The organism is Providencia sp. PROV201 (assembly GCF_028479545.1).
Classification (GTDB): domain Bacteria; phylum Pseudomonadota; class Gammaproteobacteria; order Enterobacterales; family Enterobacteriaceae; genus Providencia; species Providencia huaxiensis.
The window spans coordinates 90,163-114,880 of the sequence record NZ_JAMPNW010000013.1 but is presented as its reverse complement, the minus strand read 5'-3'; the positions used below and the strand labels follow the sequence as shown (position 1 = coordinate 114,880).

22 protein-coding genes and 1 other RNA gene are annotated in these 24,718 nt (G+C 41.5%); 7 read left to right on the top strand and 16 right to left on the bottom strand.

Annotated features, from left to right (window positions below):
* From PR809_RS12525 to xerD, 7 genes are all read right to left on the bottom strand, one after another.
* The coding region (locus PR809_RS12525) for a hypothetical protein (RefSeq protein WP_272524532.1) at positions 1–1,377 on the bottom strand (1,377 nt) is incomplete at its 3' end.
* Between the two features lie 20 nt (positions 1,378–1,397).
* On the bottom strand, positions 1,398–1,652 hold the full coding sequence (locus tag PR809_RS20125; RefSeq protein ID WP_442959985.1) for a hypothetical protein: 255 nt from the start codon (positions 1,650–1,652) through the stop codon (positions 1,398–1,400).
* 1,130 nt (positions 1,653–2,782) lie between these two features.
* Positions 2,783–4,300 carry a lysine--tRNA ligase gene (gene lysS / locus PR809_RS12515; RefSeq protein ID WP_102137438.1) on the bottom strand — a complete coding sequence of 506 codons (1,518 nt, stop codon included), beginning with the start codon at positions 4,298–4,300 and terminating at the stop codon, positions 2,783–2,785.
* Positions 4,301–4,307: 7 nt separating this feature from the next.
* Positions 4,308–5,409 (bottom strand): peptide chain release factor 2 gene (gene prfB, locus PR809_RS12510; RefSeq protein WP_102137437.1). Its coding sequence is split into 2 segments (ribosomal slippage): positions 4,308–5,330 and positions 5,332–5,409, totalling 1,101 coding nucleotides; the frame shifts between segments, so codons are not numbered across the junction.
* Between the two features lie 129 nt (positions 5,410–5,538).
* On the bottom strand, positions 5,539–7,272 hold the full coding sequence (recJ, locus tag PR809_RS12505; RefSeq protein WP_102137436.1) for a single-stranded-DNA-specific exonuclease RecJ: 1,734 nt from the start codon (positions 7,270–7,272) through the stop codon (positions 5,539–5,541).
* 9 nt (positions 7,273–7,281) lie between these two features.
* The gene (dsbC, locus tag PR809_RS12500; RefSeq protein ID WP_195697522.1) at positions 7,282–7,986 is read right to left on the bottom strand and encodes a bifunctional protein-disulfide isomerase/oxidoreductase DsbC; all 705 of its coding nucleotides are present in this window, start codon (positions 7,984–7,986) and stop codon (positions 7,282–7,284) included.
* A 21-nt stretch (positions 7,987–8,007) separates the two neighbouring features.
* Positions 8,008–8,910 (bottom strand): site-specific tyrosine recombinase XerD, encoded by a 903-nt coding sequence (gene xerD, locus PR809_RS12495; protein ID WP_102137435.1) that lies wholly within the window; start codon positions 8,908–8,910, stop codon positions 8,008–8,010.
* A gap of 117 nt (positions 8,911–9,027) precedes the next feature.
* Between xerD and fldB the strand changes: the two genes are divergently transcribed.
* The gene (fldB, locus tag PR809_RS12490) at positions 9,028–9,546 is read left to right on the top strand and encodes a flavodoxin FldB (RefSeq protein ID WP_166267688.1); all 519 of its coding nucleotides are present in this window, start codon (positions 9,028–9,030) and stop codon (positions 9,544–9,546) included.
* A 110-nt stretch (positions 9,547–9,656) separates the two neighbouring features.
* On the opposite strand, the gene PR809_RS12485 is transcribed toward fldB, so the two are convergent.
* Positions 9,657–10,067: a protein YgfX gene (locus PR809_RS12485; RefSeq protein ID WP_102137433.1), complete on the bottom strand. Its 411-nt coding sequence runs from the start codon at positions 10,065–10,067 to the stop codon at positions 9,657–9,659.
* On the bottom strand, positions 10,048–10,314 hold the full coding sequence (gene sdhE, locus PR809_RS12480; RefSeq protein ID WP_206276264.1) for an FAD assembly factor SdhE: 267 nt from the start codon (positions 10,312–10,314) through the stop codon (positions 10,048–10,050). Before sdhE ends, PR809_RS12485 begins: the two co-directional genes overlap by 20 nt.
* A 247-nt stretch (positions 10,315–10,561) precedes the next feature.
* On the opposite strand from sdhE, the gene ygfZ reads away from it, so the two are divergent.
* From ygfZ to PR809_RS12465, 3 genes are all read left to right on the top strand, one after another.
* The gene (gene ygfZ / locus PR809_RS12475) at positions 10,562–11,545 is read left to right on the top strand and encodes a tRNA-modifying protein YgfZ (RefSeq protein WP_166267686.1); all 984 of its coding nucleotides are present in this window, start codon (positions 10,562–10,564) and stop codon (positions 11,543–11,545) included.
* An 11-nt stretch (positions 11,546–11,556) separates the two neighbouring features.
* On the top strand, positions 11,557–12,177 hold the full coding sequence (locus PR809_RS12470) for an HD domain-containing protein (protein WP_102137431.1): 621 nt from the start codon (positions 11,557–11,559) through the stop codon (positions 12,175–12,177).
* A gap of 240 nt (positions 12,178–12,417) precedes the next feature.
* Entirely contained in the window at positions 12,418–13,314 is an 897-nt protein-coding gene (locus tag PR809_RS12465; protein ID WP_206276265.1) for a YncE family protein, read from the top strand.
* Between the two features lie 95 nt (positions 13,315–13,409).
* Here the strand turns inward: PR809_RS12465 and gcvP are convergent, their stop codons facing one another.
* The 7 genes from gcvP to PR809_RS12430 all read right to left on the bottom strand — a co-directional run bounded on the left by gcvP (position 13,410) and on the right by PR809_RS12430 (position 23,217).
* On the bottom strand, positions 13,410–16,286 hold the full coding sequence (gene gcvP / locus PR809_RS12460) for an aminomethyl-transferring glycine dehydrogenase (protein WP_166267682.1): 2,877 nt from the start codon (positions 16,284–16,286) through the stop codon (positions 13,410–13,412).
* Between the two features lie 324 nt (positions 16,287–16,610).
* Positions 16,611–17,003 (bottom strand): glycine cleavage system protein GcvH, encoded by a 393-nt coding sequence (gcvH, locus tag PR809_RS12455; RefSeq protein ID WP_036958523.1) that lies wholly within the window; start codon positions 17,001–17,003, stop codon positions 16,611–16,613.
* Between the two features lie 45 nt (positions 17,004–17,048).
* Entirely contained in the window at positions 17,049–18,143 is a 1,095-nt protein-coding gene (gene gcvT / locus PR809_RS12450; protein WP_102137428.1) for a glycine cleavage system aminomethyltransferase GcvT, read from the bottom strand.
* A 513-nt stretch (positions 18,144–18,656) separates the two neighbouring features.
* Positions 18,657–19,886 (bottom strand): FAD-dependent 2-octaprenylphenol hydroxylase, encoded by a 1,230-nt coding sequence (ubiI, locus tag PR809_RS12445; RefSeq protein ID WP_102137427.1) that lies wholly within the window; start codon positions 19,884–19,886, stop codon positions 18,657–18,659.
* A gap of 26 nt (positions 19,887–19,912) precedes the next feature.
* Positions 19,913–21,091, bottom strand: coding sequence for a 2-octaprenyl-6-methoxyphenyl hydroxylase (ubiH, locus tag PR809_RS12440; protein ID WP_102137426.1), 1,179 nt, complete (start codon positions 21,089–21,091; stop codon positions 19,913–19,915).
* Between the two features lie 34 nt (positions 21,092–21,125).
* Positions 21,126–22,448 (bottom strand): Xaa-Pro aminopeptidase, encoded by a 1,323-nt coding sequence (gene pepP / locus PR809_RS12435; protein ID WP_206276266.1) that lies wholly within the window; start codon positions 22,446–22,448, stop codon positions 21,126–21,128.
* A gap of 190 nt (positions 22,449–22,638) precedes the next feature.
* Entirely contained in the window at positions 22,639–23,217 is a 579-nt protein-coding gene (locus PR809_RS12430) for a YecA/YgfB family protein (RefSeq protein WP_102137424.1), read from the bottom strand.
* Positions 23,218–23,356: 139 nt separating this feature from the next.
* Here PR809_RS12430 and zapA point away from each other — a divergent pair, with 139 nt between their 5' ends.
* From zapA to PR809_RS12415, 3 genes are all read left to right on the top strand, one after another.
* The gene (gene zapA / locus PR809_RS12425; protein WP_102137423.1) at positions 23,357–23,686 is read left to right on the top strand and encodes a cell division protein ZapA; all 330 of its coding nucleotides are present in this window, start codon (positions 23,357–23,359) and stop codon (positions 23,684–23,686) included.
* A gap of 111 nt (positions 23,687–23,797) precedes the next feature.
* A non-coding RNA gene (gene ssrS, locus PR809_RS12420) (6S RNA) lies at positions 23,798–23,979 on the top strand.
* A gap of 120 nt (positions 23,980–24,099) precedes the next feature.
* The gene (locus tag PR809_RS12415) at positions 24,100–24,693 is read left to right on the top strand and encodes a 5-formyltetrahydrofolate cyclo-ligase (protein ID WP_166267676.1); all 594 of its coding nucleotides are present in this window, start codon (positions 24,100–24,102) and stop codon (positions 24,691–24,693) included.
* Positions 24,694–24,718 lie beyond the last annotated feature (25 nt).

Sequence of the window (24,718 nt, the reverse complement as noted above, 5' to 3'; positions counted from 1 at the left end):
TTTTAAGGCGTTCTCTAATGCAACTTGTTGCTCTGCTTGTTCCGTTTTCTTCGCCAGAGAAACTTGAATTTTTTCTGCTAATTGTTCTTTTTCTACCAACTGAGTTTGTAATTGCTGGTTTTGTAACTCTAATAATTTACTTTTTTCTTGCTGGGCGACTAAAGACGATGCAACACCATCTTTTTCACTTTTAACGGTCGCTAATTCATTTTCTTTCTGTTTCAACAGTTCTTTTTGCTGTAAAAGTTCAGCTGTCACTGATTTCATCAGCTCATCAGCGTTACCCGCGACTTGCAGTTGATTTTTAGATTCCAACTCTAATTTTGCAATATCCGCAGTTAGTTGCTCAATTTTCAAATTTGCAGCAGCAAATTGCTGTTCTTTATCTGCTAATTGCTGTTTAAGTTGGGCTTGTTCAACGACACTTTCATTTAATTGTTTTTCAAGTTGAGCAATCGTTTCTTGGGTTTGCTGATTTTCTTGACTCAATTGATCAAGACTATTTTGCTTTTGCTCAATTGTTTTTTGAGCATCCGCCAGTTTAGTCTTTAATGTGTCAATTAAAGATTGGTCATCTGATGAATTGACAATTGCCTGTAATTGCGCGATTTGCTCTTTACTTTTCAGAACGTCATCATTTAGTTTATCAATCTCAAATTGTTTTTCCGTAATTGTATGCGTTAATTGCGCGATACTCTTATTATGATTAATGAGTTCAGAAACGAGTTGTTCATCATTGAGCAAATGATTATAGGCAATAAGTTGGCCTACACCTTGAGCAATACCAAACTTATATAGATGTGCTAATTGCTGACGTTCAATTAATTGCGCCAATTGCTCAAGATAAGCAGAGGTATTAATACCTGTTGGCTTGGCAAATTTAGATGCATATAAGCCGAGTGGGTCAAGAACCAATTGATATTTTGCAAAATCTTTGGCTAGATAAGCAGGATCCCATTGATTGCTTTGGAAGAAATAAGGGTAAGACGACAACAAAATAGGGGATGCCCCATTTTCTGTCGTCACCGCACACACTTCAGAAAAAGTCGTTTTTTCCGGTTCAGCAGGCTCTGCCTTCGCAACATCTACTTTCTTTGTTGATGCCGCAGCAGATTTATTCTTCCCTGTAGCTTTGCCTTTCGTTCCTTTATTCGCTGCCGCAGATTTTTGTTTCTCTTTTGGAGCAGGAACAGTAGATAGCGAAGAAAAGATTTCATAACCCTGGTTTTGTGTATTAACTGGCAATTGTTGCTTTTGTTCTTGTACTTTGCCTTCTTTTTCCATTTGAAGATAAGTATCAAAATCATCAATTACATTGTTAAAGCGCTCTGCTTTTGGAGCATGACTAAAAAAAGTCGTAACAAGTGCCAGTGACACACAAAGCCTAAGGTTTATTCTCATAATCCACTAATTTTCTTCAATGTTGATTCGGTAGACAATACTGAGTTATAACGAACTTTTGCACACAATACTTTGGTTTTAGATTCTATCGCCATTTGTAATAATTCAATTGTGTCAGGGCTAGCAGTCCCTTCAACTTGTCGATATAGACGGTTGATTTCGCTAACTTCTTTAAATGAACCTACTAAGCGATTGTAATCTTTTGGTGAGAGTGTTTTGAGCGCGTTTAATTCTTTAACACACGTATTCAAATGAGCAAATGTTTGCTGATCAGCACCCGCTTCACCATAAGTTGTAGAAGCAACTGGTGTACGGTTAATTGCGTTGTTTAAAACTTTTTGAGATTCAGGATAAGAGTTATCAGCCTGACCTGGATTGGTATCAACAGTCGATTGTGTTACCGGCTGAGTGGTACTTGTATTGACTACCTGTTTACTTGGGGTATTCGGTGTTGCTGTATTGTATGAGTCTGAGCCAAATGTACAACCTGAAAGAAGAGCTGTACCTGCTATAGCAAAGATGCAACATAAAATTTATTTTTTAAAAACATATGGTTACCTTACCAGCACTTTTCTTCGCTATTATAATGATGTCAAAAAAACCTAGTGTAAGCTAAAAATTAGCTATTTTCTATAAGTCCGAATGTAGAAATAGAGTCATCTCATAAATTTAGATTAGCTTAACTTTAGTTTTAAAATTATTTTATTGCCACATTTTCATTAATTTTATGAGCTAATTCCCACTAGTCACCCTATAAAGGGATAATTCTACACCTTTGCCGTAATTTTTTATTATTTTATGTCAGAGAACGGTCGAGTTACTCTATAAACCTTGTAAGCGACCCAATTCTTTCCAAGTAAATTCTTATTTTAGTTCTGTCACCTGTAACAATTGTTAACAAATAAAATATTCACTCACAAAAAAATAAACCTTTTTCCATTTTTCAAGCTGCTAACACATTTTAAACTTGTGATATAACAATAAACGTCATCATACAAAAAATGAGTAACCTGCTTAATTCAATTCTACAGGCTAACAATAATTAAAAATTATAAATAGGATCAAGTTTTTATCAAAATACGTATTTATTGATGCTAAAAATGCGTAATAGAGCATAGCAGTTATCTGCCATAATTACTTATATTAAATTGATACGATTCGTAACTCAAATCTATTTTTAATAAAATACATTGATTACATAGCCATAATCACTAAAAAAACACTTTTCAGTGATTTTATTTCACCTTACTCATTTCGCGTCTAGTAAATAGTGTTTTATCTTATAACTAAAATGAACTGCTTGAATGAAACATAAGAGGAGTCAATATTGATAGCTTATAAATATTAATATATGCCCGGTATTAACCGGGCATAATGGCATTTAAGCTTTGCTAGGACGTAAAGCTGGGAATAAAATAACATCGCGAATAGTATGACTATTAGTGAATAACATCACCATACGGTCAATACCGATACCTAAACCTGCCGTTGGCGGCAAACCATGCTCTAATGCGGTAACATAGTCTTCATCATAGAACATTGCTTCGTCGTCGCCTTCATCTTTTTGACGAACTTGCTCTGCAAAACGTTCAGCTTGGTCTTCTGCATCGTTTAATTCCGAGAAACCGTTACCGATTTCACGACCACCAATGAAGAACTCAAAACGGTCAGTAATGAATGGGTTATCATCATTGCGACGCGCTAATGGTGAAACCTCAGCAGGATACTCAGTGATGAATGTCGGCTGGATTAAGTGGCTCTCTGCAACCTCTTCAAAGATTTCACACTGAATGCGGCCAAGCCCCCAGCTTTTCTCAATTTTGATACCAATTGATTGAGCAATTGCCACCGCTTTATCCATATCATCCAAATCAGCAACGTTGGTTTCAGGACGATATTTGCAAATCGCTTCTTTCATAGTGAGTTTGGTAAAAGGTTTACCAAAATCAAACTCTTGCTCACCATACTGAACAACCGTGTTACCTAAAACATTTTGTGTCAATGTACGGAACAAATCTTCTGTTAGCTTGATCAGATCACGGTAATCCGCATACGCCATGTACAGTTCCATCATCGTGAATTCTGGGTTATGACGTGGAGATAAGCCTTCGTTACGGAAGTTACGGTTGATTTCAAATACACGTTCAAAACCACCAACAACTAAGCGCTTCAAGTACAGTTCAGGCGCAATACGTAAGTACATATCGATATCTAATGCATTATGGTGAGTCACAAATGGACGCGCAGAAGCACCACCTGGAATGACTTGCATCATTGGGGTTTCGACTTCCATAAAACCGTAACCAACCATAAAATTACGCACTTCAGCGAGGATCTTAGAACGAACAATAAAAGTATGACGAGATTCATCATTCGCGATTAAGTCAAGGTAGCGCTGACGGTAACGTGTTTCTTGGTCTGATAAACCGTGGAATTTGTCAGGTAATGGGCGCAATGCTTTGGTCAATAAACGGACTTCATGACAATGAACAGTCAACTCACCTGTTTTGGTTTTAAATAAACGGCCTTTAGCGCCTAAAATATCGCCTAAGTCCCATTTTTTAAACTGTTCGTTATAGATGCCTTCCGCTAAATCATCACGGGAAACATAAATCTGAATACGCCCACCAACGTCTTGTAACGTTGCGAATGATGCTTTACCCATGATACGACGAGTCATCATACGGCCAGCAATCGACACTTCAATATTTAGGTCTTCAAGCTCTTCGGATGTTTTATCATCATATTGCGCATGAATTTTATCGGAAATATCTTCACGACGAAAATCATTTGGAAATGGAATACCCTTTTCACGCAGTGCCGCTAACTTTTCTTTACGGGCTTTAAGTTCGTTATTCAAATCAGGTGCTTGTTCAACACCTTGTTGTTCCTGAGACATTTTTTCCTCACAGGCCAGCTTTTAAACTAGCTTCAATGAATTTATCCAAATCACCATCCAGTACGGCTTGCGTGTTACGCGTTTCCACACCAGTACGTAAATCTTTTATTCTTGCATCATCAAGGACGTAAGAACGAATTTGGCTTCCCCAGCCAATATCGGACTTATTCTCTTCCATCGCTTGCTTGTCTGCATTTTTCTTCTGAATTTCCAGTTCGTATAACTTCGCTTTTAACTGGCGCATCGCTTGGTCTTTGTTTTTATGCTGTGAACGGTCATTTTGGCATTGCGTCACAATATTCGTTGGAATATGTGTGATACGAACCGCTGACTCTGTTTTGTTAACGTGCTGACCACCAGCACCAGAAGCACGGTATACATCAATACGTAAATCCGCTGGATTGATTTCGATATCAATATCATCATCAACTTCAGGATAAATAAACGCAGAACTAAAAGAAGTATGACGACGCCCGCCTGAGTCAAATGGACTCTTACGGACTAAACGATGAACACCTGTTTCCGTTCTTAACCACCCGTAGGCATAGTCACCAATAATTTTGACCGTTGCCGATTTTAGCCCAGCAACATCACCATCAGACTCTTCGATAATCTCGGTTTTAAAGCCCTTTGACTCAGCCCAACGCAAGTACATGCGCAATAACATACTTGCCCAATCTTGCGCTTCAGTACCGCCAGAACCCGCTTGTAAGTCAATGTAGCAGTCTGCACTATCATATTCGCCTGAGAACATACGGCGAAATTCAAGTTGCTCTAATTTGCCTTGTAATTGCTCTAACTCAGCTTCTGCTTCATTGAATGTGTCTTCATCATCCGCTTCAACCGCAAGCTCTAATAAACCTTCAACATCTTCAAGGCCTTGCGTCATCTGGTCAATTGTTTCAACAATTGCCTCAAGTGATGAACGTTCTTTACCAAGGGCTTGCGCTCTTTCGGGTTCATTCCAAACATCAGGCTGTTCAAGCTCAGCGTTGACTTCTTCTAAGCGTTCCTTCTTGGCATCATAGTCAAAGATACCCCCTCAGAACCACTGTCCGCTCAGACAGGTCCTGAATCTTACTTTTTATTGGGTTTATTTCAAACGTCATTTTTCAATATCTTATGGTTAGTCAAAAATATTTTTTTGTTCACAAACCGCTTAGTATAGCGGAATTTATCTCATGTTTATAGCGCCATAAAACGCTATTTCATCGTTATTCAGTGTGTTAATTACCCGTTTAATCCGGCCAAATATGTTCAATCATTAATTGTACGTTTTTTTGCCCTCGAAACTCGTTTACATCCAATTTAAAGGCTATTTTAGCTTTTTTGATACTATTATCTGGCCATCGGCGCACATCAATATTAAACATTATTGCATCTAACATTGGCCCGCCATTCACCGGCTCTAACATGAGTTTTAGATGACGCTCACCCACTAGCCTTTGCTGTAATAATTGGAATTCACCATCAAATACTGGCTCGGGGAATGATTGTCCCCAAGGGCCACTCTCTCGAATAAGTTCCGCTGTTTCTAAACAAAATTCATTGCGAGAAAGCTCACCATCACTCCATATCACTCCAGCAAGTTGTTCAGGCTGAATAAGTTCCCCCATCAATAGCTCAAAGTGATGTTTAAAAGCATCAAATTTATCCACTTCAAGCGTCAAACCTGCCGCCATCGCATGACCACCGAACTTCTGCATTAACCCCGGTTGTAAGGTATTCAAGCGTTCAAGTGCATCGCGCATGTGCACCCCTTGAATAGAGCGCCCTGAACCTTTTAATAAGCCATCACCAGCAGGGGCAAATGCAATAACCGGACGATGGTATTGTTCTTTGATCCTAGAAGCCAATATCCCTACAACGCCTTGATGCCATTCGGGGTGGTAAATGGCTAGGCCATTTGGTAACTGGTTTTCACCGTATTCGAATTGGTTAAAAAGCACGAGAGCTTCTTGCTGCATACCCGCTTCAATCTCACGGCGAGTTTGATTTAGCCCATCCAACTCATTTGCTAGTTCCCGCGCATAGGCCATATCGTCAGTCAGCAATAATTCAATGCTCACCGACATATCATCTAACCTACCTGCCGCATTTAATCTAGGACCAAGTGCAAAACCAAAATCATTTGCCACTAGCCTTGATAAATCCCGCTTGGAAACCTCAACGAGGGCTTTAATACCCGCGCAACAACGCCCCGCTCTAACACGATTAAGCCCTTGATGAACTAAAATACGGTTATTTACATCAAGAGGAACAACGTCTGCGACAGTTCCCAACGCAACCAAATCAAGGTATTCGGCTAAATTAGGCTCTGCCACGCCTTGTTGCACAAACCACCCTTGCTGACGCAAATACGCACGTAATGCCGACATTAAATAAAATGTGACACCAACCCCTGCTAATGATTTAGAGGCAAAGCCACACTCGTTTAAATTCGGGTTGATTATCGCATCCGCAGCAGGCAAAGTTTCCCCCGGCAGATGGTGATCAGTAATAATGACATTTATTCCATAATGGCTAGCTACTTCAACACCTTCATGGGATGAAATGCCATTATCAACGGTAATAATGAGATTCGTTCCTTGGTTACGCGCTTCTTCAACCACCAAAGGCGTTAAACCATAACCATTTTCAAAGCGGTTCGGAACGATATAATTGATATTCCTATATCCCATTGATTTTAAGGCTCTAATAGCTAACGCAGTACTGGTTGCTCCGTCGGCATCAAAATCCCCAACAATGGTGATAGCCTCATGTTCATTTAAAGCACGATAAAGTAGCGGTAATGCCTTATCAATACCCGATAATGTCCGATAATCCAATAAATTGGCCGCTTTACGCTCTAACTGAGTGATATCGGTGACGCCTCGGTGTTGATAAATCCGTTGTAATAGTTCAGGCAAGCCAGGAAGTTGAGCAGCAGAACTTTGCTGCTGCCTTTGTTGTAAGAGTGTTTCTACATTCACAATAATTAACTATTTTTCGTTGAGTAATTGAACAAGGGCATCCGGTTTCATGTAGCCAGGTAGTAATTGCCCATCCGGTAGGATGATCGCTGGTGTTCCCGTCACTTTAAATAAATTACCCACACTCATATGTTTACTTAGGTCAATTTTGCAATCTTCAATCATGGCAATTTCCTCACCTTTAAACGCTTGAGTTAGCGCTTTTTGTGGTAGGCCATTACACCAGATAGACGCCATTTTTTTCCCTACGTCACTGTCCGCACCTTGACGTGGATATGCAAGATAACGCACCGTGACACCTTGGCTATTTAGTTCACCAACAGATTCATGTAATTTTTTACAGTAACCACAGCTAATATCGGTAAAAACGGTCACAACATGCTTTTCCTGCGGCGCTTTAAAAACAATCATTTCACCTTTGAGCGCTTCTACTTTTTTCATTAATGGCTGATTACTGATATTAACCGGGTTTTTACCGCTCATATCATAAATTGGCCCTTGCAATAAATATTTGCCGTCATCAGTGATGTATACAACACCCGTTGATGTTTCAACAACATTCAGCCCAACAATGGGTGAAGGTTTAATCACTTCAACAACCATGTTGTATTTTTCCAACGTATCACGAATAACTTTTTCTTCCGTTGCCCCATAGACTGAGGAAGTCAACGTTGCAATACATGCAGCAGCCAATAATATCAATTTGCGTTTCATAAATAGTCCTTTAATCATGCATCACCCCCTTGGATGATGCTGCTCATGTAATACTCGTAACCGCTCAGTCGCTACATGAGTATAAATTTGTGTGGTTGATAGATCACTATGACCTAACAACATTTGTACCACGCGTAAGTCTGCCCCATGATTAAGTAAATGAGTTGCAAATGCGTGTCTTAAAACATGCGGTGAGAGTAGCTCGCTATCAATATGTGCAAGTACTGCGTAATATTTTATTCGGTGCCAAAACGTTTGCCGAGTCATTTTCGTGCCACGCTTACTCGGGAATAGAATATCGCTCGTTTTGCCATTTAATAAATCTGGGCGACCTTCATCAATATATTTTTCTAGCCAATATATTGCCTCTTCCCCCAAGGGAATCAATCTTTCTTTATCGCCTTTACCGACAACACGAATAACCCCCTGCCGCAAACTAATATCTGAAAAAGTTAAACCAATTAATTCAGAAACACGCAAACCACATGCATATAGCACTTCCAGCATCGCTTTGTCACGTAGCTCTAAAGCATCTTCGGTAGCAGGGGCATTCAATAAATCTTCAACTTGTCTTTCACTTAAATCTTTGGGCAAACGCTGCGGAATTTTGGGAGCAGCAATCACCGCTGAAGGGTCATCCAAACGGATTTTTTCCCGGTACAAATATTGAAACAACCGACGCATCGCACTTAATAAACGTGCTGAACTCGTTGCTTTATATCCACAATCAATGCGTTCAGCAAAAAAAGATTGTAGGTCAATTGATTGAACATTTTCTAAATGCAACTGATGTGCATCAAGCCATTTATCTAATAATTGAAGGTCATTACGATAAGAAGCCAATGTATTTTCGGCTAGATCTTGTTCAAGCCAAATTGTATCAAGAAATTGTTCAATTAATGGATTAAGTTGTTTGATTTCCACGACAGATAAGCTTCCTTTAGATAATACCACACGATTCTATTATGCCTGAATGTGGCTGCTTCTGTTACAATACATCTCTTGTGATGAAAACCATAGCTGGACATAGTAATAATATATATGAAAATAGGTCTTTTTTACGGTTCTAGTACCTGTTATACCGAAATGGTTGCAGAAAAAATACGTGATATTCTCGGCGATGATTTAGTCACACTTCATAACGTTAACGATACACCGCCGGCAGAAATGGAACAGTATGATGTTCTTATTTTGGGAATACCTACGTGGGATTTTGGTGAAATACAGGAAGATTGGCTTGAAATTTGGGAAGCGCTTCCCAATCTTAACCTCGCAAATAAAATTATTGCGATGTATGGGCTGGGTGACCAAATAGATTATGGCGAGTGGTTTCTTGATGCCCTTGGGATGCTCTACCACCAACTGAAACCAACCGGTGCTAAATTTGTTGGCTTCTGGCCGACTGAAGGCTATACCTTTGATAGCCCTAAACCACTCAATGACACCGGTGATATGTTTGTTGGCCTTGCATTAGATGAAGTCCACCAGTTTGAACAAACTGATGAGCGCATCGCACAGTGGTGCGTACAGATTTTTGAGGAAATTGAAGCGTTGTTATAATGCAAGTATGGCGCAAGCTTATATTAGCTTGCTTATTGATAACCCAAAGTGAGGGTTATCTACATACTCTCAGGCTACCCATGCGGTTTATCGCCAGTGATCTTGGTAGCCTAGATATCAGGGTATTGCAGTAATAACTGGTTTAAATTACGCCAATTCTCTTCTGACACAGCATCTTTCGCTATCCATAAATGAACCTTTTGCGGTTTACCTTGCAAAGCTTCTAGTGTCAGCAATACCCCATAACGGCTAAGCCAAGGCGCTTTCAGTATTCTCCACTCATTTTTCTTCCATTGAACCTTATTGCCATTAACCAGTACAGCAACCCCTTTTATTTTACTGATATTTTTCTGGCTCTTTGCCCAACTCGCAACGACAACCACTAATAGCGGCAACCATATCATTGAGTTATCAGGGGACCATGGAGCCAATAGTAAAAACATCCCAACAACCCCATGAACACAGGTTGAGAACAATTGAGTTTTCCATGAAATGGAGAGATTAGATTTCCACAGGACCACGATTTTTATTTTTTTCCTGAATCAGTTTAATCATACGAAAAAGTTCGTCATCATCTGGGCGACCATGATTCATTAACCAATTGAATAAATCAGGGTCCGCACATTCTAATAAACGGACAAATACCTGCTTATCGTGAGCTGTTAGGTCATCATATTCATACTCAAAAAACGGCATGATTGAAATATCTAATTCACGCATACCACGACGGCATGCCCAATGAATTCGCGCTTTATTCTCAATATCCATTCTACTACGGCCTTTTTTGCAGTTAACTGATTAGATTGATTATTTTCCATACTCTAACAGATTATCCGCTAAGAAAACATGTTATAGACTACATTGTTGTAATTTTAGTAGTAAAATACCGTTTTTCTACAAACAGATGATAAAAAACTATTAGATAATACAGCTTCATCATAATAACTACTTGCAATGTTATCTAGCTATTTTACCATTAGGCACCTTTATCTATCAAAGAACAACAGGTGAAATCATGACTAACCACATTGATAGTACACAGCAGTTTCCTCTCGGATCTCAGTCTTTACCACTCGTTTTGATTTCACTGGAAAACTGGGAACTTATTCATCTCCACGGTGCTGATGCAGAGAAATACCTGCAAGGCCAAGTGACCGCGGATATTGCCATACTCACTCAGTCACATGCATTAACAGCACACTGTGATCCCAAAGGTAAAATGTGGAGTGATCTCCGCTTATTCCATCACTTAGACGGTTATTCATATTTATTGAGAACCAGCGTTGCCGATTCACAACTTGCTGAGCTGAAAAAATATGCAGTTTTCTCAAAAGTCACCTTTGAAAAAAAACCGGACCTAAAATTAATCGGGGTCGCAGGTAAAGGTGCAAGAGAAGCGCTGGCAACATTATTTACTGCATTACCTGACGAGCAAAACCAAGTCATTACAGACGGTGCTTCCACAATATTGCATTTTGCATTACCCACAGAGCGTTTTTTGGTGATCACCAACGAAGAAACCGCACAAAAAATGGCTCAAACCTTAGACGCTATTCAAGTTAATGATGAACAATGGCTAGCCCTTGATATCGAAGCGGGTTTTGCCGTTATCGATCAAGCAAATAGTGCCCAACATTTACCTCAAGCCACTAATTTGCAAGCCCTACCTCACGGTATCAGCTTTAAAAAAGGCTGTTATACCGGGCAAGAAATGGTTGCACGTGCAAAATTCCGTGGTGCAAATAAACGCGCGATGTACACCTTGAAAGGCACAGGCACCACTATTCCTGTTATCGGCGAAGGTGTGGAATGGCAGCTTGGTGATAAATGGCGTCGCACAGGAACTGTTTTAGCAGCTATCCGCTTAGGTAGTGGTGAAATTTATGTACAGGTCATTATGAATAACGATATGGAAGCCGATAGCGTTTTCCGTGTTATGGGTGATGAGCAAAGTCACCTAACCATCGCACCATTACCTTATTCATTAGAAGAGAATTAATTGGAGTTTTTATGTCATCTGCATTAGGTAGCAAGCCCGTAGAGGTGGTTAATTTTGGGGCTTTTACCGAAGTCGTCCAATTTTTAATGGAATTAGATAAACTCAAAAGCGTTTATCGTAAAAATAAGTTATTGAACCGTGAACGCCAAGAAAATACGGCAGAGCACAGTTGGCAATTTGCGGTTGCAGCAATGAGTTTTGCACCTTATGTACAAGGCATTAATATCGAACATGCGATAAAGCTTGCCCTTGTGCATGACATTGTTGAAATTGACGCAGGTGATGTATTGGTCTTTGATAATGCAGCTCGTGATGCTATTCATGAAGAAGAAGTTAAAGCCGCTAACCGTATCTTTAATTTGTTGCCTAGCCCACAAGCTGAAACCCTTTTAGCATTGTGGAATGAGTACGATGCATTAGAAACGCCAGAGTCTGTCTATGCAAATGCCATTGACCGAGCGATGCCAATGCTAATGAACTTGCACAATCAAGGACAAAGTTGGGTTGAAAATAATATCCGCCTTGAGCAAGTACTCAGTAAGTGTGATTATATCGAGCAAATTCTGCCTGAATTTTATCAGCAGTTAAAATTACAGTTAGAACTCGCCCAACAAAAAGGTTGGTTGTTGTAATTTTAGCCAAAAGCGGCTGAAAAGCCGCTTTATTTAACGTGTTACACTCATCTAATTTATATTGTCCGTGACAAGATATACTTTTCACTAATTCATTATTTTAATTTAAATAATAAACTACTTTATATTCTATATATAATTATTAATCTCGACTAATAAAGAAATATCAATATTAATAACTTGCTAATTATTAATATCACTCCTATCTTTATCATTGAACATTTGCCTGAGAGGTTTAAAATGCAAAAATTCAATGAATATTCAACCCCTTACCTTTTGCTACTAGATGTCCATTCACCCGCAATAATTCAATTCAATAAATCAACACATCAAACAATCCCAATTATCGAAGGACTCGGTGGAACTCCTGACGGCATTGCCATTGACCCTACTAATCGATTAATTTATTGGAGCAATATGGGGGATGATTATAACGCTGACGATGGCTCCATCAATGTGATGAATTTTGATGGTACAGGCAGAAAAACGCTATTAGGCAATGGAAAAGTAAGAACGCCAAAACAATTACACCTTGATTTAGTGAATCAACGATTATATTGGTGTGACCGTGAAGGCGGTATGGTTTCATCATGTCATGTCGATGGTTCTGATTTATTAATCCATGTAGCAAGGCCCCGAGATAAACACAATAACGTAGATATATTAGACCAGTGCGTTGGTATTACTGTTGATGTTGCAAATAACTGGCTCTACTGGACACAAAAAGGCACCGCTAAAGGCAATTTAGGCCGTATTTTTAGGGCACCATTAACACCTAAAACCCAGCAACCAGCCAATCAACGCACTGATATTCAATTGCTCCTTCAATACCTACCCGAGCCTATTGATTTATTGCTTGATGAAGAAACCCATATTTTATATTGGACAGATAGAGGCGCTGAGCCCGATGGCAATAGCTTAAATTGTGCCACTATTGCTTCTGATGGATTGAGCCATTACAAAGTAATAAGCCGTGGTTTTAAAGAGGCGATTGGGCTCACATATGATAAATCAGCACAACTAATGTATGTCGCCGACCTTAATGGGGGTGTTTACCAAGTCGTTATGGAAACAGGCGAAGTGGAAAAACTATATCAAGGTAAAAATTACACGGGTATTTCACAATATTCGGGCTAGAGATACCCATAATAAAGGCTTGATCTCAGTAAACTACCGAAATCAAGCCTAAAAACAGTTAATTCACACTATTTAATGAAAAGCGTGATTTATTCCTACATATAATCTTCAATCGGTACGCACGAGCAGTGTAAATGGCGGTCACCATACACATCATCAAGGCGTTTAACCGCTGGCCAGTATTTATTCGCTTTCGTTTGTGCTGTCGGGAACACGGCAAGCTCACGGCTATAACGATGTGGCCACTCCCCGGCTAACTCTGTTTGCACATGAGGCGAATTCACGAGAGGGTTATCTTCGAGTGTCCATTGGCCTTTCACTACTTGGTCAATTTCATCGCGTATAGCTAACATCGCATCAATAAAACGGTCAATTTCCGTGATACTTTCAGACTCAGTCGGCTCAATCATTAATGTCCCTGCGACAGGGAAAGACATGGTTGGCGCATGGAAACCATAATCAATTAAACGCTTAGCAATATCGAGCTCACTAATACCGGTGTCTTTCTTAATTGGGCGCAAGTCAACAATACATTCGTGAGCCACATAACCGTCTTGCCCTGTATATAAAATGTCATAACGACCAGAAAGGCGCTTAGCAATATAGTTCGCATTTAAAATAGCCACTTGGCTAGCTTTACGTAAACCATAAGAGCCCATCATACGAATATACATCCAGCTAATTGGCAAAATTGATGCACTACCAAATGGAGCCGCAGATACCGCACCTTGGTCGGTTAACATTTCTTGCTCAACCACAGAATGCCCCGGTACGAACGGTGCCAAGTGTTTTTTCACACCAATAGGCCCCATACCTGGGCCACCACCGCCGTGAGGGATACAGAACGTTTTATGTAAATTCAGGTGAGAAACATCCGCACCAATAAAGCCCGGCGTTGTTAACCCAACCTGAGCATTCATATTTGCACCGTCAAGGTATACTTGGCCACCATATTGGTGAATAATTTCACACACTTCACGAATACTTTCTTCATATACCCCATGTGTCGATGGGTAAGTTACCATCACACAAGAAAGTGCTTCGCTATGTTGCTGAGCTTTTTCACGTAAATCCGCTAAATCGATATTACCTTCATCATCACAACGCACTACCACCACTTCCATACCTGCCATATGTGCAGAGGCTGGGTTGGTACCGTGAGCAGAAGCCGGGATCAAACAAATATTTCGTTCCCCTTCATTGCGACTTTCATGATAACGACGAATAGCCAATAAACCTGCATATTCACCTTGTGCTCCTGAGTTAGGCTGCATACAAACCGCATCATAACCGGTCAATTGCACTAACCAATGAGAAAGCTGCTCTATCATTTGGTGATAACCTTGAGCCTGCTCAGGTGGGCAGAATGGGTGTAACTCGCCAAATTCAGGCCACGTAATTGGGATCATTTCCGCTGCCGCATTGAGCTTCATCGTACAAGAACCCAGTGGGATCATCGCTTGGTTTAAGGCTAAATCTTTGCGCTCTAAACTATGCATATAGCGCATCATTTCGGTTTCACTATGGTAACGATGAAAATTTGGATGCGCTAAAATTTCATCATTACGTAACATAGTGCTTGGGATCGCTTGCTCTGTTGCTGAAACCGATTGGTCTAGTTTTTCAAAATCCAATTTAGTTTCAATACCTGTGATCACCGCAAATAATTCATTTAAATCTTGGCGAGTCGTGATTTCACTAAACGTCACGCCAACTGCACCACGAATATCAGTGCGTAAATTCACTTTAGCTTTCTCAGCACGTGCTAGCACCGCTGTTTTGTCTGCCACTTCAATACATAATGTATCAAACCAGGTTTTATGACGTGAAGTAACCCCTGCGTCTGCTAATGCTTTGGCAAAAATAGAGCTGAAGCGATGGATACGCTCAGCGATCATTTTCAGCCCTTTTGGCCCATGGTAAACCGCATACATGGCGGCAATATTGGCTAACAACACTTGGGATGTACAAATATTCGAGTTCGCTTTTTCGCGACGAATATGTTGCTCACGAGTTTGCATCGCCATACGCAGCGCGGTATTACCTGCCGCATCCCGTGAAACGCCAATCAGACGTCCCGGCATTGCCCGCTTAAACTCATCACGACAAGCAAAGAATGCTGCATGTGGGCCACCGTAGCCCATTGGTACACCAAAACGTTGAGCTGAGCCGAATACAATGTCAGCGCCCTGTTTACCCGGAGCAGCTAACAGCACAAGAGCCATCATATCTGCAGCAACGCAGCTGACAATTTTGCGCTCTTTTAGTTGAGCAAATAGCGAACTGTAATCATGGACGTTACCTGTCGTACCGACCTGTTGAAGTAGCACACCGAAAACACCTTCGTGTTCCAGTGCTTTCTCTGCGCTATCCACAATCACTTCAAAACCAAAAGTCCCCGCACGTGTGCGAACAACATCTAGGGTTTGCGGATGAACATCATCTGCAACAAAGAAGCGTTCTGCATCTTTCAGTTTGCTGATCCGTTTTGCCATCGCCATGGCTTCCGCTGCCGCAGTAGCTTCATCCAATAACGACGCAGAAGCGAGGTCTAAGCCAGTAAGGTCGATAGTGACCTGTTGAAAATTCAATAATGATTCTAAACGGCCTTGAGACACCTCCGGTTGATATGGCGTATAAGCGGTATACCAACCCGGGTTTTCTAATAAATTGCGCAAGATAACTGGCGGAAGCACTGCGGGTGCATAGCCCATACCAATATAGCTTTTGTAGCGCTTATTGAGTGATGCTATCGCTTTTAATTCAGCTAAAGCTTCTTGCTCAGTTGCTCCACCACCCACTCTTGGCGGTTCTGCAAGCAGAATGGCTTTGGGGACAATTTTGTCCATCAAGGTATCTAATGACGTTGCACCCACGGTGTCTAACATGGTTTTTAATTGTTGTTCTGATGAACCAATGTGGCGCGAAATGAATTCTGAACGGTTTTCTAATTGACTCAGTGACATCGACATATCTGTGTTCCCATCCTTTGTCTGCTATGCATAAGTTGTAGGGCGGCTATTACGGAACTTGCGAGATAACGCTTAAAATCAATAATATTGCGGTTGTTTCTTGTTTCTTGTTTCTTGTTTCTTACTAATTATATTTGTTCAACCCTCTAAATAGTTCATCTTGTGACTAGGGCGAATGAGCGAAGCCAACACCGCCACAAGATGAAATATGACGAGGTTGTGGCTAGGCGGCAAGCAAATGAGACCCTAGGAGCATACATCAGTATGTGACTAGGGCGAGAGAGCGAAGCCAACACCGCCACAACACAAAATATGACGAATAAACTATTCTTCGGCTTCGATCATAGAGGTATACCCCGCCGCATCAATCAAATCCGCCAGCTCTGCGGTATCTGATGCTTTAATACGGAAAATCCAACCTTCTTGATACGGTTGTTCATTCACGAGCTCTGGTGCGTCATTCAACTCACTATTAACCGCCACAATTTCTCCACTCAGTGGTGCGTAAATATCGGATGCCGCTTTAACTGATTCGACGACTGCAACGTCATCGCCTGCACTTACCGCAGTACCCACTTCGGGTAAATCAACAAATACCATGTCACCCAACGTCTCTTGCGCATGTTCGGTGATACCAACTGTAAATTCACCATTACCTTCATCGCGCAGCCACTCATGTTCACGGGTGTACATTAATTCTTTAGGTGTATTGCTCATCACTAGCCTCTCAATTTTTAAATTTATTAATTAGATTCGCCCAAATTACACTAAGCAGTTACCTTCACGGACAAAGCCCGGTTTAACGACTTCAACTGGCATTTCTCTTTGTCTGATTTCAACAATTGCTTTGTCTTGAATTCCGTTCGGGACACGCGCTAACGCAATACTAAAACCTAGGGTTGGCGAGAAAGAGCCACTGGTTATCACCCCTTCTTGTAGTTTCCCCAGTTCATCAGTAAAGCGGACAACTTGCCCTGCACGCAGTATACCTTTTTCACGCATCACAATACCGACAAGTTTTTCAGTACCTTGTTCGCGTAATTTTTCCAATGCTTCACGGCCAATAAATTGGCGATCTTCGGGTTTCCAAGCTACCGTCCATCCCATATTCGCGGCTAATGGCGAGATTGTTTCATCCATATCTTGCCCATATAGGTTCATACCCGCTTCAAGGCGCAAAGTATCCCGTGCCCCTAAGCCCGCTGGGTGAACCCCTGCCTTGAGCAACTTATGCCAAAATTCAATGACTTGCTCTTTAGGCATGGCAATTTCATAACCTTTTTCACCCGTATACCCAGTGGTTGCAATGAATAAATCCCCAGTTTGAACACCATAAAAGGGTTTCATTCCTTCGATGGCGCTGTTTTGTTCCGAACTGAGTAACGAATGAACCTTTTCTGGCGCTTGCGGCCCTTGAACAGCCAGTAACGCTAAATCATCGCGGACACGAATTTCAACCGCATAACCTTTAGCATGCTGTTCAATCCAAGCGAGGTCTTTATCACGTGTTGCTGAGTTTACAACGAGGCGATAAAAGTCATCAGCAAAGTAATACACAATCAGGTCATCAATAACACCACCAGAAGCATTCAGCATACCTGTATATAAAGCTTTACCTTGTTCTGTGAGTTTATTGATATCGTTGGCGAGAAGGTAACGCAGAAAGTCACGACAGCCTTCGCCGTGTAAATCGACAATAGTCATATGGGAAACATCAAACATCCCTGCTTCGGTTCTGACAAAATTATGTTCATTGATCTGTGAACCATAATGCAACGGCATCATCCAACCATGAAAATCGACCATTTTTGCACCGCAGGCTATATGTTCATCATATAGTGTTGTTTGCTTTACCATGAATACCCTCTTTACATTATTAATATGACAGGGTGATTGCGTGGTGAAAATTACCCATCTACAACAAAATACCTTGGTAATTTTAACCCAACGCAAACGATAACTTTTTAAAAACCTACCACTGTTTGCTGTTCTATCCTATAAAAAAAAATAGGGCTACCATTCCTCTGTATTACTGATTGCGCTCTGATTTTGCCAGCGCTTTTTGTTAAATAATTGAGAATGATCACTCAAAATCCTTACATACAGGGTCAAATGGCGCAAAATATAACCAAAAACAGAATTTGAATGATAGCTTTATCAATAAAATCCATCACAGCAATATAAATAAAACTAATGCGAAAAATGAATGTAATTAGTTTTTTTCAGTCATGAAGGAAAGGGAAAGTTCCGCTTTTTATACTAAAACGTAATAATAAGGATTGTTTTTATGCAGAGTTCAATAATGACGCTCTGTATTTTGATATAAGAAAAAGGCACAATTTTATGAACTGTGCCTTTTGAGAAAAGGATTTAGAGGGCGTCTTCGACTTGTAACTGTTCCAACCACTTAGGCATATCAAATAGCCCCATCGCATGGTTTAATAATTGCGGTTTAACCCCCGGCAAACTGTCCGCTAAGACAAGCCCAATATCACGGAGCAATTTCTTCGCAGGGTTATTACCATCAAACAACTCACGGAAACCTTGCATGCCCGCTAACATCAGTGCTGCACTGTGTTTACGGCTGCGCTCGTAATCACGCAAGTATAAATATTGACCAAAATCTTTACCTTCACGGTGCAAACGTTTAATTTCACCGATTAGCATGGCGACATCCATAAACCCAAGGTTAACCCCTTGGCCTGCTAATGGATGGATGGTATGTGCCGCATCCCCTAACAGCGCTAAACGTTGAGCCGCAAATTGCCTTGCATAGCGCCCCGTAAGAGGAATAGTTAATCGGTCACTTTCAACTTGGCAGAGGCCAAGGTGAACATCAAGCGAAACCGCCAGTTCTTTATTAAAATCAGCAGGTTCTAAAGACTTGCGCCTTGCTGCTTCAGTAGCCGGTTGAGACCAGACAATCGAACAAAGATGTGGGTCACTTAATGGTAAAAATGCCAAAATACTTTCGCCATCAAAAGCTTGGCGAGCAACGCCTTCGTGAGGTTTTTCAGTTCGGATCGTAGCAACTAACGCGGTATGTTCATAATCCCAAAAGGTTAATGGGATATCTGCATGGCTACGCAACCACGAGTTTGCCCCGTCAGCCCCCACAATTAACCGCGCTGTTAACATGTTTTCATCATCTAATGTAATGAAAACATCGTTTTCCCCCCACACCACTTTTTTAATCGTTGCAGGGGCTAATAATGTCACATCGCGAAGTTGCGATGCTTTTTGCCATAGGGCATCACGTACAACATTGTTCTCAACAATATGCCCTAAATGCGTTAGGTTACGTTCTTGAGCAGTAAACGTAATTCGCCCAAAACTGTCGTTATCCCAAACTTCCATGCCATTATAAGCAGAAGCTCGCATTCCTTTAATGGTTGACCATACACCTAAGTGGGTCAGTAACTTCTCACTTGCCGCATTAATGGCAGATACCCTTAATGCATGTGGCTCTGCTGCACTGAATGGCACCTGCGGTGGATGATTTTCAATGACCGCAACACGTAGCCCACTCCCCTCAAGCCCACAGGCGAGTGCTAACCCAACCATACCACCACCGGCGATAACCACATCAAATGATTGCATATTTTTTATTCCTCTTTATTTCGTGGTTATTGGTGTGCAACCCAGCCCAATGTTTGGCGAGCCAAAACATCACGAGCTGGTGGCAACATTTCCATTGCCATTAAACCTAAGTTACGCCCGACAATAAGCGGTAAACAGCGATTCGCAAATAAACGAACCAAACCGTCGGTTATCGTAACCGTTTTGTCTCTATCTTGTACCCGAGCTTGCTGGTATTGGCTTAGTAGCGAATAACGACCGATATCTTGCCCCTTCGCGTTTGCCTCTACCACAATATGAGCCAATTGCATCACGTCACGGATACCTAAATTAAAGCCTTGCCCCGCAATAGGATGCAGGGTCTGAGCAGCGTTCCCCACTAACACGACTCGGTGACTAACTGGGTTAAGTGCTTTACGTAATACCAGCGGATAACAATGACGCTTACCGGCCATGACGATTTCGCCTAGCCGCCAGCCGAACGCTTGCTGTAACTTACTAATAAATGTTTCATCATCCCACGCATTGATGTCTTCCGCCTGCTCCTGATGATGGCACCATACTAAAGAACTGCGCCCTTGTGACATGGGTAATAATGCCAAAGGACCGAATTCAGTAAAACGCTCAAAGGCTTGGCCTTTTGGGTCAATAGCAGTTTTCACATTGGCAATAATGGCCACTTGCCCATAATCGTCCTGTTGCCATTGCATATGGCAGGCTTTGCCAATCGCAGAATGGCTGCCATCCGCAGCAATCAGTAATTCCCCAGTCACCTTATCTCCATTATCCAAGGTGACCGTAACGGCATCTTGTTCACGATGAACATTTTCTACTTTTGCAGGGCAATAAAGAGTGACTCCGGGCGCTTTACGTAACAATGAAAACAGACGGGCGCCCGCTTCGTGTAGTTCAATAACATTGCCTAGAGCATCGATCTGATAATCATCGGCAGCGATATTCACAAAACCAGCATGGCCTCTATCAGACACATGAACATGATTAATGGGGGTCACGCAATCCGCTAAAGCGGACCAAACGCCTATTTTTGCTAATGACTGGCAAGTACCGTGGGCTAACGCAATCGCACGTGCGTCGAATCCCGGATGTTTGCCATCAGGCAAAGCGGCCTCGATTAGTGAAACCGATAATTTTCCTTGGCTAAGGGATGATATCGCCAGTGCTAATGTTGCACCCGCCATACCGCCCCCCACGATGATCACATTCATGCGTTGTTTATTACCTTTCTATGATGACTGATATCTACCCTAAATTGTGCGTTGCAGCCGCCATTAGAGCTTCAATTTCATCAGGGTCTTTCACGACTAAATCCGTTAAGTTTTCATTTCCGTTTTCGGTGATCACAATATCATCTTCGATACGTACACCAATACCGCGATATTGTGGCGGCACATCTGCATCTGGAGCAATATATAAACCAGGTTCGACAGTTAATACCATCCCCACTTCAAGTATACGGTCTCGGTCTGTGCCGTAAAAACCTACGTCATGTACATCTAACCCTAACCAATGACTTAAACCATGCATAAAGAATGGATGATATGCTTTGTTTTCGATCAATTGATCCACATCGCCTTGTAAAATTCCAAGTGCGACCAGGCCTTCAGTTTTGATACGAACAATTTCACGAGTCACTTCATGGATACTGGTTCCCGGACGATATAGCGCTAACGCGGTATTTAACGCCTTAAGGACGATATCGTAAATTTCTCGTTGTGCTTGGCTAAATTTGCCATTAACAGGGAAAGTCCGTGTGATATCCCCTGCATAACCTTCAAACTCTGCACCCGCATCAATTAAGACTAATTCGCCATCCTTCATTAGGCTCTCATTTTCGGTGTAATGCAAAATACAGGCATTTTCACCACTACCTACAATGGAGTTGTACGAAGGAAAACGTGCACCATGGCGAGTAAATTCATGTTCTAACTCACCACAAAGTTGGTATTCATACATATTCGGTCGGCAAGTTTCCATAGCTCTGACGTGTGCTAGAGCAGAAATTCGCCCAGCCATACGCAGGGTATTAATTTCTTCTTCCGACTTAAATAAGCGCATTTCATGGACAATCGGCCGCCAATCGACCAATGTTTGTGGCGATCGTAAGTTACGACGGCTACCTTTACGTAGAATATCTAAGGCATCAAATACCAATTTATCGGCATAGGCAAACTCACCTTGTGCATGATAAACCACGTCGAGGCCATTCAGTAATTGATAAAGTTGCTCTTCTATTTCATTGAAAGGTAACGCTTTATCAACACCTAATTTTTCAGGTGCGGCGTCTTGCCCAAGGCGGCGACCAAACCAAATCTCAGCAGTTAAATCACGGACACGGTTAAAAAGAACAGTATGGCTATGTTTCTCATCGCTTTTAATCAGGACTAATACAGCTTCTGGCTCACTAAACCCCGTTAAATAAAGAAAATCGCTGTGTTGACGATACGGGTATTCGCAATCCGCATTACGTTGAGCTGGAGGCGCAGAGAAAATAATTGCAGCACTGCCTGATTGCATTTGAGCCAATAATGCATTGCGACGAGAAATAAATTCCTGTTTATTCATACCGTTTTTGCCTTATTATCAGAATAATTAGATTGCTGAATATATTGCTTGTGTTTAACCAATCACATAGCAACATACACTGGCGAAATGACTTAAATCTGGATACATCACGCTTTCAAGCACTTAATTTATCAATAATAAAATATTGATTGATAAAGTTAAGTGCTTTGAAAACTCACATTAATAGAAATTAATGAAGAACCGGTTTATCATTTTCCACGGCTGTTGGGCCTTTAGTCGGCTCAATCAACGCAATGTAACATAATTGCACCGCCACCCTGACATACTCAACCACTTCTTCTAACGCTTGCTCAAGTTCTTCTTGGTCTTCGTCTTCGTCATAACCAAGCATACCAATATTGCGTAAATCTGTGATAACTTCGCTTATCTCTTTTTTATCAGCCAGTTTCGGTTGTGTAACCCCGACACCTAATAAAAAGTGATTTACCCAGCCAGCTAGCGCATCAGCATGGTCAAAAACAGAAGCGTCTTCGTCAGGAAATAGCATAGTAAATGCAAATTCGCTGTCATCAAGTGCTTCGAATGTGGTATCGAAGAGCTCTCGCAGTGGCTGCGAAACCGTTTGTGGAAACGCTAAGCCATCGTTAGCAAGGTCATGGACCAACGTTTGCCAGCTATGGTCACGGCCCCCGCCACAGATCAACCCAGTTATTAGACCATGGATCTCCGCAGCAGTAAGTGCGATTGAGTGCTGTTGCAGTAATTTGTCCAGTGATTCATAGTTTGGTAAAGATTTTTGTATAGACATCTGAATTCGTCATGTTAGCTTATGATTCGTGATATGCTACCATCAAGGATAGCCGCTAGACCAGTATGCTTTTGTCTTATCTATTAATTGCGCCAAATATGATGTATTTACGGCGAGTATTATTCAGTATGGAGGTATAATGTCCGCACAACCTGTCGACATCCAGATTTTCGGGCGCTCAATGCGAGTCAATTGCCCAGCAGAACAAAAAGAAGCCCTTCTTGAGTCGGCTAAAGAATTAGAACAACGCTTGCAAAATCTGAAAGATAGAAGCGGTGTGACCAACACGGAACAACTTATTTTTATTGTAGCATTGAACGTCTGTCACGAATTAGCACAAGAAAAGACAAAAACGCGTGATTATGCTTATAATATGGAAGAGAAAATAAAAATGTTGCAGCTCACAATCGAACAAGCGTTGCACGATCAGGTGAAAATTACTGAGAGGCAGGTATTGCCCCTAGAGTAAATCTGCTTATTAATCAGACACTAGTAGAAAAAAATATACAAAATTAAGGTTGCATTTTAAATCTAGTTTCGTACAATGAAATCACTGAGTAACGATAAGTTCTCAAACCAAATTTCTCTGAGATGCGCGTGAGTGGGCGAGTCCCCTGAGCCGATATTTCAACTAAACAGAATGTGGTTATGGCGCTGGTGAGCATGCCTGATTCGCTCAGGAAGCCTAAAGGTTGCTAAACTGCGTTCACCTTGAACCAAGGGTTCAAGGGTTACAGCCTACAACGGCATCTTGGAGACCCCCAATTAAGTTCCTGCTTATTTTTCATTTGTTTCCTACATAACCTCTCATCTTGCGATATACTTTAAGTAATTTACTTTCTTGGTTAACTGTTTTTTATCGCATATACAACAGGTTATCACATGCAAGACTCCCTCTCGACACAACGCCAGCAGGTACGTCAAACAATCCGTCAAGCACGTCGTCAATTAAGCGCTCAGCAGCAATATGACGCAGCAGAACAACTCATGCATAATGCATTAAGCCACCCGAAAATTGCACAAGCCAACACTATTGCTTTGTTTCTTTCTTTTGATGGCGAAATTGACACAAGGCCACTCATTCATGCGCTCTGGGCTGAAGGCAAACAAGTCTATCTCCCTGTTTTGCACCCCTTTAGTCGCCACCATTTATTGTTTCTTCACTATCGCCCCGATAGCCAACTCGTTAAAAATCGATTTAATATTGATGAGCCACCGCTTGATGTCAGAGATGTGCTACCACTCGAAAAATTGGATATCATGCTTATCCCATTAGTGGCATTTGATACTCAAGGGCAACGGTTAGGGATGGGAGGTGGGTTTTATGATAGAACGCTTGCTAATTGGCAACAAACCGGGTTTTATCCCATTGGCCTTGCCCATAATTGCCAGCAAGTAGAAAAACTCCCCATAGCTCATTGGGATATTCCTTTACCCGAAATTATTACGCCGCAAAAAATATGGCGCTGGTCATAAACACCCGCGCCATCATTTCACACAC

Excerpts from the sequence above, each read along its gene's own strand:
- PR809_RS12465 (WP_206276265.1), top strand. The coding sequence starts at position 12,418 with ATGCAAAAATTCAATGAATATTCAACCCCTTACCTTTTGCTACTAGAT.
- PR809_RS12415 (WP_166267676.1), top strand. The coding sequence starts at position 24,100 with ATGCAAGACTCCCTCTCGACACAACGCCAGCAGGTACGTCAAACAATC.
- ubiI (WP_102137427.1), bottom strand. The coding sequence starts at position 19,886 with ATGCAATCATTTGATGTGGTTATCGCCGGTGGTGGTATGGTTGGGTTA.
- pepP (WP_206276266.1), bottom strand. The coding sequence starts at position 22,448 with ATGAATAAACAGGAATTTATTTCTCGTCGCAATGCATTATTGGCTCAA.
- fldB (WP_166267688.1), top strand. The coding sequence starts at position 9,028 with ATGAAAATAGGTCTTTTTTACGGTTCTAGTACCTGTTATACCGAAATG.
- PR809_RS12470 (WP_102137431.1), top strand. The coding sequence starts at position 11,557 with ATGTCATCTGCATTAGGTAGCAAGCCCGTAGAGGTGGTTAATTTTGGG.
- dsbC (WP_195697522.1), bottom strand. The coding sequence starts at position 7,986 with ATGAAACGCAAATTGATATTATTGGCTGCTGCATGTATTGCAACGTTG.
- ygfZ (WP_166267686.1), top strand. The coding sequence starts at position 10,562 with ATGACTAACCACATTGATAGTACACAGCAGTTTCCTCTCGGATCTCAG.
- gcvH (WP_036958523.1), bottom strand. The coding sequence starts at position 17,003 with ATGAGCAATACACCTAAAGAATTAATGTACACCCGTGAACATGAGTGG.
- gcvP (WP_166267682.1), bottom strand. The coding sequence starts at position 16,286 with ATGTCGATGTCACTGAGTCAATTAGAAAACCGTTCAGAATTCATTTCG.
- gcvT (WP_102137428.1), bottom strand. The coding sequence starts at position 18,143 with ATGGTAAAGCAAACAACACTATATGATGAACATATAGCCTGCGGTGCA.
- sdhE (WP_206276264.1), bottom strand. The coding sequence starts at position 10,314 with ATGGATATTGAGAATAAAGCGCGAATTCATTGGGCATGCCGTCGTGGT.
- PR809_RS12430 (WP_102137424.1), bottom strand. The coding sequence starts at position 23,217 with ATGTCTATACAAAAATCTTTACCAAACTATGAATCACTGGACAAATTA.
- zapA (WP_102137423.1), top strand. The coding sequence starts at position 23,357 with ATGTCCGCACAACCTGTCGACATCCAGATTTTCGGGCGCTCAATGCGA.
- lysS (WP_102137438.1), bottom strand. The coding sequence starts at position 4,300 with ATGTCTCAGGAACAACAAGGTGTTGAACAAGCACCTGATTTGAATAAC.
- ubiH (WP_102137426.1), bottom strand. The coding sequence starts at position 21,091 with ATGAATGTGATCATCGTGGGGGGCGGTATGGCGGGTGCAACATTAGCA.